This is a genomic window from Aeribacillus composti (assembly GCF_007827555.1).
Taxonomy (GTDB): Bacteria; Bacillota; Bacilli; order Bacillales; family Aeribacillaceae; genus Aeribacillus; species Aeribacillus composti.
In genome coordinates this window covers 1-18,487 of record NZ_VISS01000025.1, presented here as the reverse complement: position 1 = coordinate 18,487, position 18,487 = coordinate 1, and the positions used below count along the sequence as shown (strand labels likewise).

12 protein-coding genes and 1 pseudogene are annotated in these 18,487 nt (G+C 40.6%); 10 read left to right on the top strand and 3 right to left on the bottom strand.

Annotated elements, in window-relative coordinates; translation table 11 throughout:
* The first annotated feature begins 3 nt into the window (after window positions 1-3).
* From FB379_RS13035 to FB379_RS13000, 8 genes are all read left to right on the top strand, one after another.
* Complete coding sequence (locus FB379_RS13035) at window positions 4-1,413, top strand: dihydroorotase (protein ID WP_144598162.1); 1,410 nt, start codon at window positions 4-6, stop codon at window positions 1,411-1,413.
* Window positions 1,410-2,648 (top strand): Zn-dependent hydrolase, encoded by a 1,239-nt coding sequence (locus FB379_RS13030; RefSeq protein WP_144598161.1) that lies wholly within the window; start codon window positions 1,410-1,412, stop codon window positions 2,646-2,648. Before FB379_RS13035 ends, FB379_RS13030 begins: the two co-directional genes overlap by 4 nt.
* A gap of 41 nt (window positions 2,649-2,689) precedes the next feature.
* The gene (locus tag FB379_RS13025) at window positions 2,690-3,334 is read left to right on the top strand and encodes an ABC transporter permease (RefSeq protein WP_130157397.1); all 645 of its coding nucleotides are present in this window, start codon (window positions 2,690-2,692) and stop codon (window positions 3,332-3,334) included.
* 70 nt (window positions 3,335-3,404) lie between these two features.
* Window positions 3,405-4,325 (top strand): ABC transporter substrate-binding protein, encoded by a 921-nt coding sequence (locus tag FB379_RS13020; protein ID WP_144598160.1) that lies wholly within the window; start codon window positions 3,405-3,407, stop codon window positions 4,323-4,325.
* Window positions 4,326-4,374: 49 nt separating this feature from the next.
* On the top strand, window positions 4,375-5,355 hold the full coding sequence (locus FB379_RS13015) for an ABC transporter ATP-binding protein (protein ID WP_144598159.1): 981 nt from the start codon (window positions 4,375-4,377) through the stop codon (window positions 5,353-5,355).
* 5 nt (window positions 5,356-5,360) lie between these two features.
* The gene (locus tag FB379_RS13010; protein ID WP_130157402.1) at window positions 5,361-5,993 is read left to right on the top strand and encodes an ABC transporter permease; all 633 of its coding nucleotides are present in this window, start codon (window positions 5,361-5,363) and stop codon (window positions 5,991-5,993) included.
* Between the two features lie 26 nt (window positions 5,994-6,019).
* The gene (locus FB379_RS13005; protein ID WP_144598158.1) at window positions 6,020-7,573 is read left to right on the top strand and encodes an HAL/PAL/TAL family ammonia-lyase; all 1,554 of its coding nucleotides are present in this window, start codon (window positions 6,020-6,022) and stop codon (window positions 7,571-7,573) included.
* On the top strand, window positions 7,573-8,817 hold the full coding sequence (locus FB379_RS13000; RefSeq protein WP_144598157.1) for a Zn-dependent hydrolase: 1,245 nt from the start codon (window positions 7,573-7,575) through the stop codon (window positions 8,815-8,817). Before FB379_RS13005 ends, FB379_RS13000 begins: the two co-directional genes overlap by 1 nt.
* Window positions 8,818-9,594: 777 nt before the next feature.
* Here FB379_RS13000 and FB379_RS12995 read toward each other — a convergent pair.
* On the bottom strand, window positions 9,595-11,304 hold the full coding sequence (locus FB379_RS12995; RefSeq protein ID WP_144598156.1) for an NADPH-dependent assimilatory sulfite reductase hemoprotein subunit: 1,710 nt from the start codon (window positions 11,302-11,304) through the stop codon (window positions 9,595-9,597).
* A gap of 1,229 nt (window positions 11,305-12,533) precedes the next feature.
* Between FB379_RS12995 and FB379_RS12990 the strand changes: the two genes are divergently transcribed.
* Complete coding sequence (locus FB379_RS12990) at window positions 12,534-13,586, top strand: 2,3-butanediol dehydrogenase (RefSeq protein WP_130157410.1); 1,053 nt, start codon at window positions 12,534-12,536, stop codon at window positions 13,584-13,586.
* Between the two features lie 245 nt (window positions 13,587-13,831).
* Here the strand turns inward: FB379_RS12990 and FB379_RS12985 are convergent.
* Both FB379_RS12985 and FB379_RS18590 read right to left on the bottom strand, forming a co-directional pair.
* A pseudogene (locus tag FB379_RS12985) lies at window positions 13,832-14,686 on the bottom strand (class II aldolase/adducin family protein); the annotation flags it as partial.
* 863 nt (window positions 14,687-15,549) lie between these two features.
* On the bottom strand, window positions 15,550-16,074 hold the full coding sequence (locus FB379_RS18590) for a hypothetical protein (RefSeq protein WP_242009331.1): 525 nt from the start codon (window positions 16,072-16,074) through the stop codon (window positions 15,550-15,552).
* Between the two features lie 677 nt (window positions 16,075-16,751).
* On the opposite strand from FB379_RS18590, the gene FB379_RS12975 reads away from it, so the two are divergent.
* Window positions 16,752-17,636, top strand: coding sequence for a diacylglycerol/lipid kinase family protein (locus FB379_RS12975; RefSeq protein WP_144598155.1), 885 nt, complete (start codon window positions 16,752-16,754; stop codon window positions 17,634-17,636).
* The last annotated feature ends 851 nt before the right edge of the window (window positions 17,637-18,487 follow it).

Here is an 18,487-nt window from a genome sequence, read left to right as displayed (position 1 = left end):
CAAATGGAGCAGAAAGTGTATGATCTCGTAATTGAGGGAAATATCGTGCTCCCTGATCGGGTGCTATATAATGGTTCAGTTGCTATCAAAGATGGAAAGATCGCATCTGTTTCTAAAATCAGCCATGAACGGAGATCACATAAAGTTTTGAAAGCTCATGGAAAATATGTTCTTCCAGGAGCGATTGACGCTCATGTTCATAGCTACAGCGCTTTGACAGAAGGCTTTACAGCCGCCACCCGCTCTGCTGCTGCAGGGGGAGTAACCACGATTATCGAAATGCCGTATGATGCTGATCAACTTATATGCACAAAAGAAAGATATGCCGCAAAAAAACAAAAGCTGTCCCAAGAGGCAGTAGTGGATGTAGCGATGCTGGCAACGATTAAACCGAAAAACGGGCTTGATCAAATTCCTCTTCTTGCTGAAGAAGGAGCATGCGGCTTCAAAGTTTCTATGTTTAATACGGATTCCGTCCGTTTTCCACGCATTGATGACGGTGAGCTGTTGGAAGCTTTTTCTCTCATAGCGAAAACCGGTTGTCCAGTTGGTGTTCATGCAGAAACGGACGAAATTGTTAGAAAATATATAGAAAAATACAAACAAAAAGGAGAGACAGACCCACGCGCTCATTGCTGGAGTCGTCCGAAAGTCGCAGAGTCTACCGCGGTTTTAACGGCGTTAGAACTAGCTTACTGGACTGGAGTTCACTTACACATATATCACTGTACGTTTCCGCGCATTTTTGAGCTGGTTCAATGGTTCCGCCAACAAGGCACTAAAGTGACCGCAGAGACGTGCACTCACTATTTGATTTTATCCGAAGAAGATATGCCTTCCTTGCACGCAAGGGGAAAAATAAATCCGCCGTTGCGGACAAAGGAAGATGTGGAACAATTATGGATTCAGCTTTCACAAGGAATGATCGATTTGGTCACTTCAGATCACGCTCCTTGGACGATTGACCGAAAAAATCATGCGGATATTTTCCAAAACTCATCAGGGGCCCCGGGAGTTGAAACGCTGTTGCCGCTGCTTTACAGCGAAGGGGTTGCAAAAGGAAGAATATCTATGCTTACACTTGTCCATCTACTTAGTGAGAATCCAGCCAAGACGTTTGGTTTATCGCACTGTAAAGGAAGGATAGAGGAAGGGATGGATGCTGATTTAGTGGTATTAGATCCCAACCAAAGCTGGGTATTAAATGAGTCTGAGTTGCACTCTCATGCCGGATGGAGTCCTTATCATGGTTTTACTGTTCAAGGGAAAATTATTAACACATTTGTAAGAGGAAAGCTTGTATATGATGGAACAGTCATCGGAAATCCGGGTGATGGCAAGTTCATCCACGCAGAGCACGATGCGGTTAAAAAATCATTGCAAAGCGATACAGTGAGGTGCTCTGTTCAATGAGAGTCAATACTGAGCGTTTGAAAGAAGATATTGAAGCTTTGGCTAATTTTGTCGACAAAAGTCAGATTGGTTGGACAAGAAGGGCCTTTACACCGTTTTACGAAGAGGCAAGGGGCTGGCTCAAGGATAAAATGAAATCATTAAATTTAGAGGTTAATGTTGATGCCGCAGCCAATGTGATTGGAACTCTTCCCGGAAAAGAAAAGCATCTTCCTGTCATCATGATCGGTTCTCATATTGATACCGTCAAAGGCGGCGGAAGATTTGACGGCATCATCGGGGTTGTCGCCGGTCTAGAGATTGTTCGTTTGCTTAAAGAAAATGGGATACAGCTGCGTCATCCGTTGCAAGTGGTTGATTTTACAGCGGAAGAACCAAGTGAGTTTGGCATTTCAACGATCGGCAGTCGAGGAATGGTGAATAATTTGCCGGAAACAATGCTGCTTAGGAAAGATTTGCAAGGAATTACGCTGCGGGAAGCATTAAAGCGATCTGGAGGAAATCCAGAGCGATTGACGCTTGAAGCGCGTAAACCGGGAGATGTAGCTCTATATTTAGAATTGCACATTGAACAAGGTCCGGTGCTTGAGCAGACAAACCATCAGCTTGGCGTTGTTCGAGGCATTGCAGGTATTCAGCGTTATCGTCTCACTGTTGAAGGGGAACCGAATCATGCTGGAACAACACCTATGAACCTAAGAAAAGATGCGCTTACTGCAGCTGCTGAGATCATTCTTTGTTTCGAACAGCTTTGCCAGGAAACCTACACGGAAGAAGTTGTAGGAACCGTTGGAAAACTCATGAATGAACCGAATGCAGCGAATGTCATACCAGGAAAGGTGACTTGCGAACTAGAGATTCGCTCGTTGGATAAAGATATTCAAGACATGATCATAACTCAGCTCCATCATGCTGCCTTGCAAATTTCAAAGCGACGCGGGGTTTCTGTTCAATTTGACTGCTTGTCACAATCAGAACCGATTCTTGTACAAAATAATGTCCGCAGTGTAATTGAGCAGGCATGCAAAGAGGTGGCACCCACAATGTTTTTATCGAGCGGTGCCGGCCATGATGCCAATCAAATAGCTCGTATTGCTCCAATCGGTATGATCTTTGTGCCGAGTAAAAACGGCAGAAGCCACTGTCCTGAAGAATGGACTGATTATGAAGATGTCGCTTTAGGTGTGCAAGCATTGTTGAAGGCGTTGCTGCTGTTTGACCAGCAGCTGGACTAAAATGCCGGTAAAAAAATGAAAAAACGAAAGTGTGGATAGGGATGGAGTACTTAAAAGACACCGTGACCTATATTTTTGAAAATTCAGATCGTTTTTTGGAGGCTTTGCAGGTTCATTTGGGGCTTAGTTTTATCGCGTTATTGATATCAATGTTAATTTGTATTCCATTGGGGATCGTATGTGCCAAAAAGCCAAAGCTTTCAGGATTGATTATGAATGTATTCAATTCTTTACGAGTTATTCCTAGCTTGGCTATTATTGTGATCATATTGCCAATCATGGGAATGGGATTTTATCCTGCATTAATCGCTTTGATCATTCTGGCATGTCCGCCGATTACGATCAATACCTTTTTAGGATTTCGAGGAATTGATTCTTCCATTATTGAAGCTGCGTCTGGTATGGGGATGGACAGCAAACAAATTTTGACCAAAATAGAAATTCCTCTCGCTCTTCCAGTCATCATTGCTGGCTGTCGAACAGCTGCAGTAGAGATTATTGCTAGCGCAACCTTAGCTGCCTTTATTGGAGGCGGAGGATTAGGAACATTCATTGTTAACGGAATGGGAATGTATAACATTCCTCTGTTGCTAGTCGGAGCATTGCCAGTTGCTTTTTTGGCTATCTGTTCCGAAGTTTGCTTCGCAGCTGTAGAGCGTTTGGTCACGCGCTATCAAAGGGATTAGAGGAAACGTAAGTTGATTGATCTGAATACTATGTATTTTACTTTCTGTTATGAAAATAGGAGGAATTATCATGAAAAAAAGACTTATTCTTTTATTTACTTTAGTCGTTTTACTAATATCCACGGCTGCTTGCGGCGGTCAAAAAGAATCAGAAAACACAAGTGATAAAAATGAGACGACTATCAAAGTTGGATCGAAAAACTTTACAGAATCGCTTATTTTAGGAGAGATTTATTCTCTAGCTTTGGAGGAAGCTGGTTATAAAGTTGAAAGAAAATTAAATTTAGGCGGTACAATGGTTGCTCATACAGCATTGAAAGAGGGAGAAATTGATATGTATCCGGAATATACGGGTACAGGGCTAATCAATGTTTTACAAGAAAAACCTATGTCTGATCCGCAAAAAGTATATGATCTTGTATCCCAAAAATATAAAGAGAAGTTTAATCTTGTTTGGCTAGAACCAACAGATGTAAACAATTCCCAAGCTTTAGTCACGACAAAAAAAGTAGCAGAAAAGTACGGAGTAACGACTTTGTCGAAATTGGCGGAAGTCGCTCCAAAATTAAGACTGGCGGCTGTTCCAGAATTTGAAGAACGCGATGACGGTTTAAAAGGTTTGCAAAAATTTTACGGCGGGTTTCAGTTTAAATCGGTGCAATTATTTGACTACGGAATTAAATATCGCGTAATCCTTAATGATGAAGCGGATGTGACAGTTGGATTTACGACTGACGGCGATTTGACTAATGAGGAATTGGTACTGCTTGAGGACGACAAAAAGTTTTGGCCTCCATATTATGTAGCACCTGTCATTCGTGAAGAAACTTTGGAAAAAGATCCGAAAATTGAGGAAGTGCTGAATAAAGTTTCCAAACACTTGAATAATAAGGTTGTGCAAAATTTGAATGCTGAGGTTGATATTCAAAAACGTGAATACACTGAAGTAGCAAAAGAGTTCCTTGAAGAAAAAGGCATTATTAAAAAGTAATTATGCCTAAATCCGAGTGAAACCAGGAACTTTCAAAGGCGGTGGTTTCGTGTCAAACATAATCATTCAGTTTGATAAGGTGAGCAAGACGTTCCCTAAAGCCAGCAAACCTTCTGTCTATGAAACTAGCTTATCAATAGAAGAAGGAAGCTTCATCACCATTTTGGGAACATCGGGATCAGGAAAGACGACATTATTAAAAATGATAAACAGAATTCATGAGCCTTCATCAGGAAAAATTTTTGTTCAAGGAGAAGATATTACAAAAGTTCCAGTGACACAACTTAGGCGTAAAATAGGATATGTCATTCAGCAAATCGGTCTGTTTCCTCATATGACTGTCAAAGAAAATATAGCAACAGTGCCGAGAATTTTGAAATGGGATGGAGAAAAGATCAACGAGCGCGTAGACTTTCTTTTAAGGCTTGTTCATCTGCCGCCTGAGGATTTTCGAGATCGATATCCAAGACAATTGTCTGGAGGGCAGCAACAGCGAGTGGGGATTGCCAGAGCGATGGCTAGTGATCCAGATATTTTATTAATGGATGAACCTTTTGGTGCAATTGACGCCATTACCCGTTCCAGTTTACAGGATGAACTGCTGGCAATTCAAAAAAAGATGCGCAAAACGATTCTTTTTGTGACACATGATATTGAGGAGGCGCTCAAGCTAGGGGACAAAATTATTGTGATGAATGAAGGAAAAGTCCAGCAATTTGATACGCCGATTAACATCCTTATGAACCCAGCTAATGAATTTGTCAGCCAACTTGTTAAATCAGACGATGTTTTCCAATTACTTTCTTTTTTGAATGCAGAAAAAGCAATGGTTCCGTTGCAAGGGGAAATGCATGAAAAAAGTGCGGAAGTTTCAACGGAAACAAATCTTAAAACGGTTCTTTCTCTGTTGCTGAAAAAGGATATAGACAATGTGGTTGTCGTCGACAATCAAAACAAACCTGTAGGACAAATTGGTCTGGATCAATTGAAAATAAAGGATCAGGATTCCTTATATTCGGTAAGCAGGTGAAGCCTATGGTAAATTATATTACTAATTATTATGACACTATTTTGGCGCTGTTTCTTGATCACCTTCGCTTGACGTTTGGTGCGCTGGCAATTGCCCTATTATTTGCTCTTCCAGTAGGTTATCTTTTGACTCGCTGGAAGAGTCTTTCTGTACTGGTATTGTCAATATTGGGAATTATTTATGTTATTCCCAGCATGGCATTTTTTGCTTTGCTCATTCCTTTTTTAGGATTGGGCATGAAGCCGGCTATCTTTGCGCTTGTCGCTTACAGTCAGCTGATTTTGGTGCGTAATGTAATGGTTGGTTTTCAATCAATTGATCAAGCGATTATTGAGGCGGGTAAGGGAATGGGGCTTAATTGGTTTCATTTATTTTGGAAAATAGAGTTGCCTCTAGCGTTGCCAATTATTCTTGGCGGCGTACGGATTGCAGCTGTTGCGATTATTGGCATTGGAACGATTGCAGCATGGATAAACGCCGGCGGCTTAGGAGTTCTTTTATTTGAAGGTCTTTACCAAAATTCAACTCATAAGATTATCATTGGGACTATACTCGTTTCCACCTTAGCGCTCATAACGAACTATATTTTGTTAAGACTTGAGAACCGTTTGGCATTAAAAGCGAAAGGGCAGCTATAAAACATTCATAAAAGAGAGGGTTTTTCATGGGGCAACAAACAATTATCCTCGATGGTAAGTCACTCACGATTCAACAAGTTGCTCAAGTTGCTGAACAAAAGGCTGAAGTAGAAATCAGCCAGGAAGCTATGGAACGGCTTCATGCTGCCAGAGAGTTAGTGTTGAATTGGGATTCGGTCCATGCCCCTGTTTATGGATTTAATACAGGGGTTGGGATTAATAAAGATCGTCAGGTGCATGAAAAACAATATGAGCAATTCAATAGAAGTTTAATTTTATCCCACTGTATTGGTGTAAAGCCGGAAGCAGATGAGAAGACGGTTAGAGCCGCGATGCTCATTCGTTTAAATACATTGTTATTAGGTTATACCGGCGTACAGCCGGAAATAGCACAAATGTACAAACGCTTTTTAAATGAGGGAATTCATCCGGTCATACCAGAAAGAGCCTCTGTTGGGGCAGCGGATTTGGGAAATCTAGCTCATATCGGATTAGCTATGATCGGCGAGGGAGAAGTCGTTTATCGGGGGAAAAGAATGAATGCAAGCGAGGCGCTGAAGAAGGCGGGTATAAAATCAATTGTTCTCGGTCCGAAAGATGGCTTAGCCATTGCCAGCTCTAATGCTTTTGCTGCAGCCAAGGCATCGCTGCTGCTGAATGAAGTTAAACAATTAATCGACTTGTCCGACATTGTATTTGCTCTTTCTCTCGAAGGGTTGAACGGCAATATTTCCCCTTTAGATGAGTCTGTTTTAAGAATACGGCCTTTCCTTGGAAATTTAGCAAGTGCCGGATTAATAAAGGCCTGTCTTGAAGGAAGCTATTTGTCGTTGCAGCACTTAAATCGGCCGCTTCAGGATCCGCTAAGCTTCAGAGGAGCTTTTGCCGTGCACGGCGCTGTTAGGGATGCGATCGATTATACTGAAAAAAATCTGCTCATACAATTAAATTCAAGCGATGATAATCCATGTGTTCTGGTGGATGAACAGCGGATATTGTCATGTTCCAATTACGAAGTAACGACTTGGGTGCTGGCAATTGAAATGCTTGGACAGGCTCTTGCACATTTGTCCAAAATATCTTGTTTCCGTACGATCAAATTGTCATCACCCAATTTTTCAGGACTGCCGCGCTTTTTATCTCCTGATAATGGCCAAAACGTATTGGCTTTTAGTACAATTCAAAAAACCTTTGCGGCGCTTGACGCAGAAATTCGCCATCTGTCTAATCCAATAAATGCTGATTTTATAGCGTTATCAGGGGAAATTGAAGATCATGCCAACAATTCTGTTCAAGTGGTTGACAAAACAGCAAAAATAGTTGATAACTTGTATTACATTTTGGGAATAGAAGCGATGCATGCTGCTCAGGCGATTGATTTGAGAAAAGATATAAGTCTTGGTCATGGAACGGAATTGGCATATAAGATGATCAGGCAGGAAGTCCCTTTTTTAGATGCTGACAGAAACCTGTCAGTTGATATTGAGAAAATGTACAAGTTGTTGAAGTCAGGAGAAATTTGCCGTGCAGTAAGAGACAAATTAGGGGGAAATTTGTTGGGGCGTTATGAGGTGTCATAATGATCAAGATTAATGTACAGCGATTAATGAAACATATAAAAGATTTGAGTAAATTTGGTCACGACCCTAATGGAGGCGTGACCAGATTTCCTTTTACAGCCGAGGAACGCGAAGCTAAACAATACATAGTACACTTGATGAAACAAATAGGCTTAGAGATTTACGAAGATGAAATAGGAAATTTATTCGGAAAACGTGTAGGCACTGATTCTGCTTTGCCGTCAATTTTAATCGGCTCCCACTTGGATACAGTGAAAAATGGCGGGATGTTTGATGGTGCCCTAGGGGTATTAGCCGGTATAGAAATATTACAGACGATGATGGAGCAAGGCATTCAAACGAGGCATTCCATTTCAGTTGCGGCATTTACTGATGAAGAAGGAGTGCGATTCTCAACCGGAATGCTTGGCAGCCGGGCATTGACGGGGGAATTGCAAGAAGAAGAGCTTTTTCAGTATAAGGATGAAAATGGCATAAGCATTGCTGATGCGATGGTGCAATGTGGATATAATCCGAAATTAGTGCACCGTGCGCGACGTTGCTCTAAAGAATTCAAAGCTTTTCTCGAGCTGCATATTGAACAAGGAAAAGTGCTTGAAAGTGAACAAGCACCTGTAGGAATCGTTACTGGCATTGTAGGTGTCAAATGGTTAAAGGTAACCATTAGAGGAGAAGAGGGACATGCAGGAACGACACCAATGGCGATGCGAAAAGATCCAGTTACAGTAGCCGCCCGCTTAATTGATTTTGTGGAACAAAAAGCACAGCAGAGCGACGGATTGCGAGCAACCGTTGGAAGTATCCGCGTGTTCCCCGGGAGTATAAACGTTATTCCGCGTGAAGTGGAATTATTTTTCGATATTCGTCATCTATCTTGGGAGCTTATTTGTCAAATGGAAGATGATATCCAAATGTTTTTATCTGCATGCTGCAATACAAAAGGCATGACTTTTACAGTAGAAGCGACTCATGAGCTAAAACCGGTTAGCTGCTCTCCTGTATTAATCGAAGCGATACAAACAGCAGCGAAACGAACAGGGACAAAATTTCTGATGCTGCCAAGCGGAGCGGCTCATGATGCTATGATATTAGCTTCTTTAACAAAAATCGGAATGGTATTTGCCCGGTCAAAAGGCGGCATCAGCCATAGTCCATTAGAGTGGTCGAATGCTGATGATATTGAAGCAGCCGCCAATATACTGCTGCACGCTCTTTTAGATATCGCCGAAGCTGAAAAAATATGAAAAGATAACATGATCTAGAGAGATTTTTTAACAATTTAGGTTTTGCCGACGAGTAAATAGTTAGAATATCATTTTGGTTAAAGTTGCAAAAAATCGTATATAGATTTTCTTCTCGGCTGACGGCTTCTTCGCCTTTGGCATTCCGCTTAAAGCCTCTGAACCCCAACGCTTAGTTCATGGAAAGAGGCCGCTCAGCAAGGAGAACAAATCATCCAGCCATGCGAAACGGCCTGAAGAAGCTGCTCAATGCATCGCTTTATGGTGAACAGAAAAAACACATTTCTATGGAAGCGGATCTATCATTATTTTTCAATAAGATTGTCGATACAACACTTGCGCTCTTGGCGATCTTCGCTTCGGTGTGCCTCGGACTCATTTAGCTTCTTTTGAGAGTCCTTAAAAAATAATTTGTTTTTTTCCGCTTGTCATCATCATTCGAAACTATCTTCTTTACCACAATTGATTTATTCTAGGTGCAAAAACCGTTAAAGCCGCCCCGGTATGGAGCGACCATGTTGTTTTTTGATCTTACTCTGCGTATGAATACGTAATTTAGCATGCCAAATTTCTGCTGCAATCCAGTTCCGGCAGGTTGGTCACAGCACTTTCAACGAGAATAACGGTCAGCTTGCTGGAAACGTAAACCTTGAAAGCTAATACACAAACTGCTTAGCGCAGGTACGGCTGTCATTGTGACGGATCACTTGCATCCGGGGGAATGCTTTCTCGGATCAGACCCGGTAAATATCGTCACAACTTGTCTGTTCTTATAAAAGTTTATGACTGCTCGGTCTTGACATGGCGAAACCGATTCAAGCCGACGCGGCGGCAAAAGCTGCCGAAATCCTCACCAGGCTCACGCTCGCGAACGAACGCCTCGAGTACAGGTCGGACGGTGTCGACCAGTTGATCGAACGGTACAGTTTCCGTGAATCGTTCGTTTAGTGCTGTGCCGAGTGAATTTCCGCCTAAAAAAATATCATACTTGCCAGGTGCACGGCCGATAAAAGCGATGTTGGCGTTGTACGGGCGCGCACAGCCGTTTGAGCATCCAGTCATGCGGACGGTGATGGTCTCGTCCGAGAGGCCAAGTTCATGAAACAGCTGCTCAAACTGTGGCAATAGATCGGGCAGAGCCCGCTCCGACTCGGCTAGCGCAAGTCCGCAGGTCGGCAGGGCTACACATGCCATTGTATTTTTTCGGACTGTTGATAGCTCATGTGGAAGCGGCACTCCCGCAGAGCGCAATCGCTCTTCAATCGCCGGTCGAAATTCGTCTGGAATGCCGCTCAGGATCACATTTTGCTGCGTGGTGAGGTGAACGGTCGGACGAAATTCGCGCACAATGTTTTGAAGTGCCGATTTCAATTTCATGGTTTCAGTATCTTTAATACGACCATATGGAACGAACAGGCCAAGGTAGCTTATCCCGTCACGCTCACGGTGCCAGCCGAGATGGTCGTGCCCGTTGTGCCATTCCAGCTTTCTCGGTGGCTCTAAAGTACGCCCAAGCCTTGTCTCGACCTCTTGCCGGAACCAATCCAGTCCTCGCCGGTCGATTAAATATTTCATGCGGGCAAAACGGCGGTTTGAGCGATCTCCGAAGTCCCGTTCGATGGTCACAATGGCTACGCAAGTATCAAGGATTGTGTCTACGACATCCTTCCTGGGCACATAGCAAAGCGGACTCGCCAGCCTCGGATAAGTTGCCTGAACGACCGCCGTTCGTCCCATACCGCCGCCTACCAGCACAGTATAGCCAGCAACGTGTCCGTTCTCGATATGTGCCACAAGTCCGATGTCATTGTCGTACACATCGATGCAGTTATCTCCTTCTGGTACCATCGCAACCTTGAACTTGCGCGGGAGGTATACATCACCGTACAGCGGCTCCTCAGTCTCTCCATCAGAATGCTGAACCGGTTCGCCGTCAAGCCAGATTTCGTGATACGCATTTGTCTTAGGACTCAGCCGATCAGTCAGTGCAAGCAGATCCTCCCGCATCTCGGCGCGGAACGGCTCATCGCCCGGCTTTGCGCAACAGATGATGTTCCGCCCCGAATCGCCGCAGGCGCCAAGTGTTGTGATTAGTGATTCGTTCAGCCTTTTGATGGTAGCCTTCAAGTTCCCTTTCAGTATGCCGTGAAGCTGGATGGTTTGACGCGTCGTAATGCGCAGCGTCCCGTATTCCGAATATTCATCGGCCAAGCGATCGAACACCAAATATTGATCCGGATTCAACACCCCGCCTGGTATTCGGGCACGCACCATCATTGAGTAATGCTTCTCTTTGCCTTCTTTCAAAAGCTTGTGCCGCAAATCCCGGTCGTCCTGCTGGTAAACACCGTGAAACTTCAATACCTGTACATTTTCTTCCGAAAACATCGGTTTGCCATCCTGAAGAGCTTCCTTGATTGTCCCACGTAAATAGCGGCTTTGTCGCTTAATCACTTCGATTTTTGATTCTTTTTTGTTTTGAGTGGACAAATACAATCACTCCTCCTTGAATTCTGATTTGTTTACTATGATATAAAGAAAAAGACGAAAACACACCATCCAAAAGGACGTCAATTTGACCCATCCACTACAAAGCTTGCTATATTTTTCAGCCGATCTATAAGGTGAGCTGTAGGAGCAGTCATCAAGAAAGGAGGTGTCTCCATGCTGGGAAATGTGTGCGGATCAGATTCAGGATTTGTGAAATCTGCGTTTGCAAGATCAGGAAAAAAATCGGTCTAGAGGATACAGATTTAATTAACACGCAAAAAAAATAAACGAATGGAATTTCTCTTTTTGCTGTAAATGTCAGGATAAACATGGTTCTTACGTTCTTTTGGTGAAAAATCGAGGTCATTGATAACACAGAGCCAAAAATACTTATTTGCACACTCATTTTCTCCATTAACCCCCTTCCCATCACCAAGATTGAGTAAGAACCATAAACATGTACATTTTTGACTGTTTAAGAGTGTACATGTTTACTCGTTTTCTTTTTCACTTTAAGTGATTTTGATATGTACAATATTAATCAAGGTCGCGCATGTAAAATCTTATCCAATCACTTTTGTGCATTCTTAAACTAGCATTTCATTTCTGCCGATTCACCCCGCACCTTTAAATGTAATGAAGGGGGGAATCAGTTTTTTTTTATCATGATATTCTTGAAATACCTTCCTATATTGTAATAAAATGAAAATAGATTCATAGAACTTTAGTTCTATCAGGAGGTGGGATGCGAAAAAACTTAGTACTTTTGATATATGGTCAGGTAAATGAGAATTTCCTTTTTTCAACCGGCATGATCCGGTAAGGAAGGGAATTTGCAAACCCTAAAACCTGTGAAAAATGTGCTTGCCCTCATAACAGTGTGTGCATGCTGCAGACAGCTGGCAGAAAACTATATAATTGATCAAATATCACTAAATTCAGGTAAAGAGGCATTTGGCAAATAGAACATTTGAAAGAAGAGGGCTGACTTTTATAATGAGAGATTTTTGTAATTTAAGGCTTGAGCTGACCTCATGATCATGGTAATTGCCGCATGACAAATATGCATCCTGTTCCATGAAGCTTGTACATATCATGGTTTGAAAAAGAGCCAATCACAAAATAAGCAATTTCATTTATAAAATAATTTCACATTTTTTCGATATGATAAAAATAGGACTAAAAAATGATACAATGAAAGCGATTATAAAATTGGGAGGGGAAATGAAATGAAAGCAGCAAGATGGCACAACGCTAGAGACATTCGAGTAGAGGAAGTAGAAGAACCGAAAGCAGGGAAAGGAAAAGTAAAAATTAAAGTAGAATGGGCAGGAATTTGCGGAAGCGATTTACACGAATATGCGGCAGGTCCAATTTTTGTTCCTGTTCAAGAGCCTCATCCTGTCAGTAAAGATGTGGCGCCTATTATCATGGGCCACGAATTTTCTGGTCAAGTAGTTGAAGTTGGAGAAGGCGTTACGAAAGTAAAGGTTGGGGATCCTGTCGTTGTAGAACCTATTCTTCGCTGTGGAGAATGCCCAGCTTGTAAAAAAGGTAAGTACAATCTTTGCGAATCTTTAGGATTCCACGGTTTATCCGGTGGCGGCGGCGGATTCTCTGAGTATACTGTCGTTGATGAGCATATGGTGCATAAAATGCCTGAAGGTCTTTCTTATGAACAAGGAGCATTGGTGGAGCCTGCGGCTGTAGCCTTGCATGCTGTTAGATTAAGCAAAATCAAACCTGGCGATAAAGCCGCTGTGTTTGGAACAGGTCCTATAGGTCTTCTTGTGATTGAAGCATTAAAAGCAGCTGGCGCTGCAGAAATTTATGCAGTAGAAGTTTCCAAAGAACGTTTGCAAAAAGCGAAAGAGCTTGGTGCTACATCTGTCATCAATCCAATAGAGGAAGATCCGGTTCAAAAGCTTCGTGAACTGACCGATGGCGGGGTCGACGTTGCGTTTGAAGTAACGGGAATACCGGCTGTTTTACAACAAGCTATTGACAGCACTGCATTTGAAGGAGAAACAGTCATCGTTAGCATATGGGAAAAAGAAGCGGGCATTCAGCCAAATAATATCGTATTAAAAGAAAGAAACGTAAAAGGAATTATTGCATACCGCGATATCTTCCCTGCTGTAATGGAATTAATGAAACGAGGCTACTTCCAAGCAGAAAAACTCGTTACGAAACGAATTAAGCTAGATGATATTGTAGCAGAAGGATTTGAAACGCTGATAAAAGAAAAAGACCAAGTGAAAATTTTGGTAAAACCAGAATAAACATTTAAGCAGAGTAGGGAGAAAACGGTGCGGACAAGCTGATGCTTCAATAGATGGATGCAATGCGAAAAACGCGGTGCACCGTTTGGCGAGCAGGGAGAAAGTTGCAGGGGATTTGCCGATGCTTAAAAATACATACAAACCAAATAAGTAAGGTTAAATCCCCTCTCTCTATCCAAATTTTTTTTTTCGGGAGCCTTTATCATTCCATAAAAATTCCGTTGGTTCAAAAACATGTAAATACGTTAAGACATCGGTACTTGGGGGATAATTTTGCCTTCGATACGTTCAAAGATGTCATCTAAATCAGCGCCAGTTATGGTTAGTCCATGGTTTTTAAGACCAATAATAGCTTTAGAAGGCTCTTTTGAAATTCGGACAAGTTCAGCCACCGTTTTTGCAAGTTCAATTGTTCCACAAGGATAGTTAATTTCTGTAGCCTTTATGCCGTCCATCCAAGCATGAACATGTACAATCGCTCCTACCTCCGGGTGTTCTTTATAAATCATCCAGTGCTCAATAGCGTCGACAGATGCCCTTTTTGGTGTTATATTCGGGGGAACGCTTACTTTCATGGCATTTTTATCAGGATCATATCCACTTATTAAGAGAAAATCTTCACCAACTGTTTTCATATCTGCTTTGTTAATTCCGCTTGCACTCATCCAAAAGCTTTCACTGTCCCGTCTGGCACTGAGGTTTCCATAGCTTAGTCCTCCTAATCCGTAAAGTTTTTTTAAATGGCGAAGATCACGAGGTGTAAGATATTCTTCCAATGGAAATGGAGCGGGAAGTAAATTCATGCGATCAAGCTTTTTTCCGGATTCGCTTAATGATCTCGTAATCTCATCTCCGTTCCACATCTCTTCCGGAAGATCATCATAAAAATTATTGTCAATGACTAACTGCGAAGCTGCGAGCGGTTCCAATCTTTCAAAAATTTGTTTAAAAAATGTTGCTGCTTCTCCTTTTCTATACTCCAATTTATAAAAACCTTGTTCAGGTGTAAGAAAATAAATATCTGTTGTTTCATTATCGTTATGTAAGATATACATTAAATGATTTGCTAAAGACCTGATTAAATACGGATAGGCTGATTCCCTGAAGGTAAAAGATGTAAAAACGGGGAAGTGTCAATCCGAAAAAATGGGGTAGCTTTTTCGGGTTAAAAACAGGAGCGCCTGTTCTTCCGATTGCGATTATTTTTCTAGATGCGAAAAAGTGGTTTCGAAAGCCAGTAAAAGTTGTTGTTGGGCCAATGATGTATTTAGATGAACTTGAAAGTTCCAATTATACTGCACTTGCTGAGGCTGTTATGAAACTTATGATGTTGTTGCAGCAATCAAAAATGGTTAGTCTCCCATAACTAGAACTGATTTTGCAGGAAAAAATCAAAAATTTCCTCGAAATCTAACAGGAGGAACGGCATAGAAGCTACCATCGAAACTCAGCGAATATGTTTGAAAATGCTACATTTAACCATATTATATTAAAATAAGGGGAAAAGGGATTCTTCCTTTCCAAACAGGAGACTGCCCTATCTATCTTGCATTACACACAAAATTCTTGACGGTACCGTAAAGGACGTCAACGACATTTAGTTAGCAAATATTGATGATAACGATAACATCAAAATTTTTTTGTACTAATAAAAATAGAATGCCAAGTCATTATTAGTGCAAAAACCACTCTCCGATCAGTACTTGAAGCAAATCCGTACTCTATTTCCACCGCTTAATCCTGTTAAGCGTAAATCCACACAAAAGGCGGCAGATCAGAATAAAAATTGTTGCTTTGGAACAAGCCGCAAAACTTAACGGATGGATAAATGGAAATTATATGTGGTAGCAGGAAATTAAATTAAGGGGTGGACAATATTATCGCTTCAATATAAGAGGAACAAATTTTCAAGCAAAAAACGGGCAACTCCATAACGAAGCTGCCGACCACATAAATGTATTAATTAAGAAAACGGAAATGAAAAACGGCGAATCCTTGAAAACGGGAATCGGAATCTCCTAAATCTCCGAAAACGAAATGGGGAATGCCCAAACCCTCCAAATCCACCGAAAGGACCTCCAAATCCACCAAAAGGGCCTCCAAATCCACCAAAAGGACCTCCGAATCCACCGAAAGGAGATCCAAATCCACCGAAAGGAGATCCGAATCCACCAAAAGGACCTCCGAACCCACCAAAGCCAAATTGTCTTTCTTCTTCGTTATCTTCTTCTCGTTGGTCGCCAATAGGTACTAATAAATAGGCATGATCATTATCGGCTTTATCAATAATGCCATCATACATTTTTCCATCGTCCATTTCCAGCAAGACGTAATAATGCTTATGTCTTTTGCAAAAATCATGCTTGCTCACATGGTGATCATAATGATCCCGATAATGCATATTTTCTTCATACGGCTCCTGAGGATTCGCATATGGAACTTGATGATCTAGGTTATAAGTATAGTTCGAGTTATAATCATATTGCATGTTGATTTCTCCTTTCCTGAAATTCGATTATATTGTATTCACCTAATTTTTCTTTGCTACAAAAAATAACATTTGATTGGATATGTCAAGCAATCATCCCTTTTGCAACATAATACAACTCCTTCAATCTATGTCTCATTCATTTTTTCTGCAAAGATAGTAAAGAAGTTTTTTCTTTTGTCTTTTGTTACTCATCAAAAAATTTTTTAAAGGATTGCCAGTAAACTTAAGAAAAAACAAAGATCAATTCCTTGTATTTCAAGTGATAGCCGACGGTCATTGGGGATTTTTCACATTGACAGCATAAATGGAATTGTGTGAATAGATTCCTGTAAATAGGAGAAAATTGTAATAAAATAGATAGAGAATTTACAAAAAACTTGGCAAGACAGTGCATGGGAACATCTTTCATTTGAATGTGCAAACGAGATGAATGTATCAACGGATTGGTAACCAAGCAGGAAAGTGGTTGAACCGCTTAATCGGCAAACAAGCAGTTGTTGCTTTCTAATCCATCTAGAAAACTTCCGACAACCTTCTTCTGTACAAGAAGCTTCATCGAGAAACACCCACCTCTAAACGAAGTGAATGTGGAGATGATAAAACCATGCCAAATAAAACGGTTTTGGCATAATATATAAAACTTTCATATCTTTAATAAAGGAAAGATCTTTAGTATGTATTATTTTATCGTCAATAAAATCTCAGGAAACGGAAAAGGATTAAAAGTTTGGAAAAAGACTGAAAAGTTGCTGCAAGAAAAACAGATAAATTATCAAGTGCGCTTTACCAATCGTCCAAAACATGCAGCAGAAATTGCTAAGGAGTTGTCTTCTGAAAAATGTTATGCTGTTGTAGTCGTAGGAGGAGATGGTACAATCCATGATGTTGCTAACGGGTTAATCAATTCGAATATACCTTTGGGTGTTATTCCTGCAGGATCGGGAAACGATTTTGCAAGGGCTCTTGATATACCAAAGGACTATAAAAAGGCTTTAAAACGTATTTTAATGGGAAAACAAAGAAAAATTGATATTGGAAGAATTGGCAACGAATACTTCATTACTGTAATGGGGATCGGTTTTGACGGTAAAGTCGCCGAGATAAACAATGGCTCGAAATATAAAAATTGGCTGAATGTTATTAGATTAGGTAATCTTTCATATGGACTTAGCTTCTTGCATGTTTTATTAAAATATCGTCCTGTCAGCATTCAATTAATGGTTGATGGGGAGAAACTAGTTTTTTGTAATGTATGGTTAATTGCAATTGCCAATATCTCAAACTATGGCGGAGGTATTAAAATATGTCCAAATGCTTGTTATAATGATGGACTATTTGACATTTGTATAGTACACGGCATGAATAAATGGGAGCTGTTGCGCACTTTTCCAAAGGCGTTTAAAGGCAAACATATACTACATCCTGGTGTAACCATGATAACAGGGAAACAAGTGGAAGTTATCTCCGAATTACCTGTTATTGTGCAAGGAGATGGTGAGATACTCACTAAAACTCCGATGAGTGTGACGATTCAAAGAGGTGGGTTGCTTATCATTTAAATAGTGGCCGGTCATTGTAAAAATTAATGATCTTAGTGAGAACACGACTTAGGTATTTCTGTTTGGGAAGTCATTCACCATAATTAGTATAAAAATGGAAAAACAATTTAATACACGATGCATTCCAAGTCTTTTCTTGTTAACTTATAAGGGATGTAAATGTCTCTCAATAAAAAGATTTTCTTAAGATAGCTTTATTATCAATTTGAAAATTTAGGAATTATAAAATCGTTATTGGACTTTAAATGCAAAAGTTATTTACTGAATGTTTGTAAATATAATAAATTTTAATCTTTTCAACGTTGCAGATATATTAGTTTTAGGCCAAAAAAAACAGTCAGGAAATTAAAATCTTTGGAAGATGTGGCGAGTTTCTGATATTTTTCGTACAAGTTTGTATTTTTTCTCAGAGTTCATGAGCGTTTGTACATTTGATTTCGCTAACGAACTGTTTGATGATTACAGCTTACTCATAACGCATTTTTTATGGATTTTAGTCTATTACTATATTAATCTGTGTCTCTTTTTTAATCTAACTTTATTTAGAACGAGAATATGTTCGTGGATCCAAAATAATGTTTTGCTCACTTCTCATTGTAAAATTGTTGCAATTTAAATTATTTGCCAATAAATAGTTTGAAGAGAAGGCTCTTGATCGTTCAATCAAAAAATAGGAGAAAGTAAAAAAATGATAAAACATTTTCATGGAAAAGGGCAATGAATCAATTCAGAATTTTAACCCATTTTTTATTAAAAACTCAGCTTTCGCAGTCCAAAATCTTGTTTAAATGCTTGATGTAAATGGTTTTGGGAAGTACAAAATTATCATTTGACATTTTTTAAAACATAAA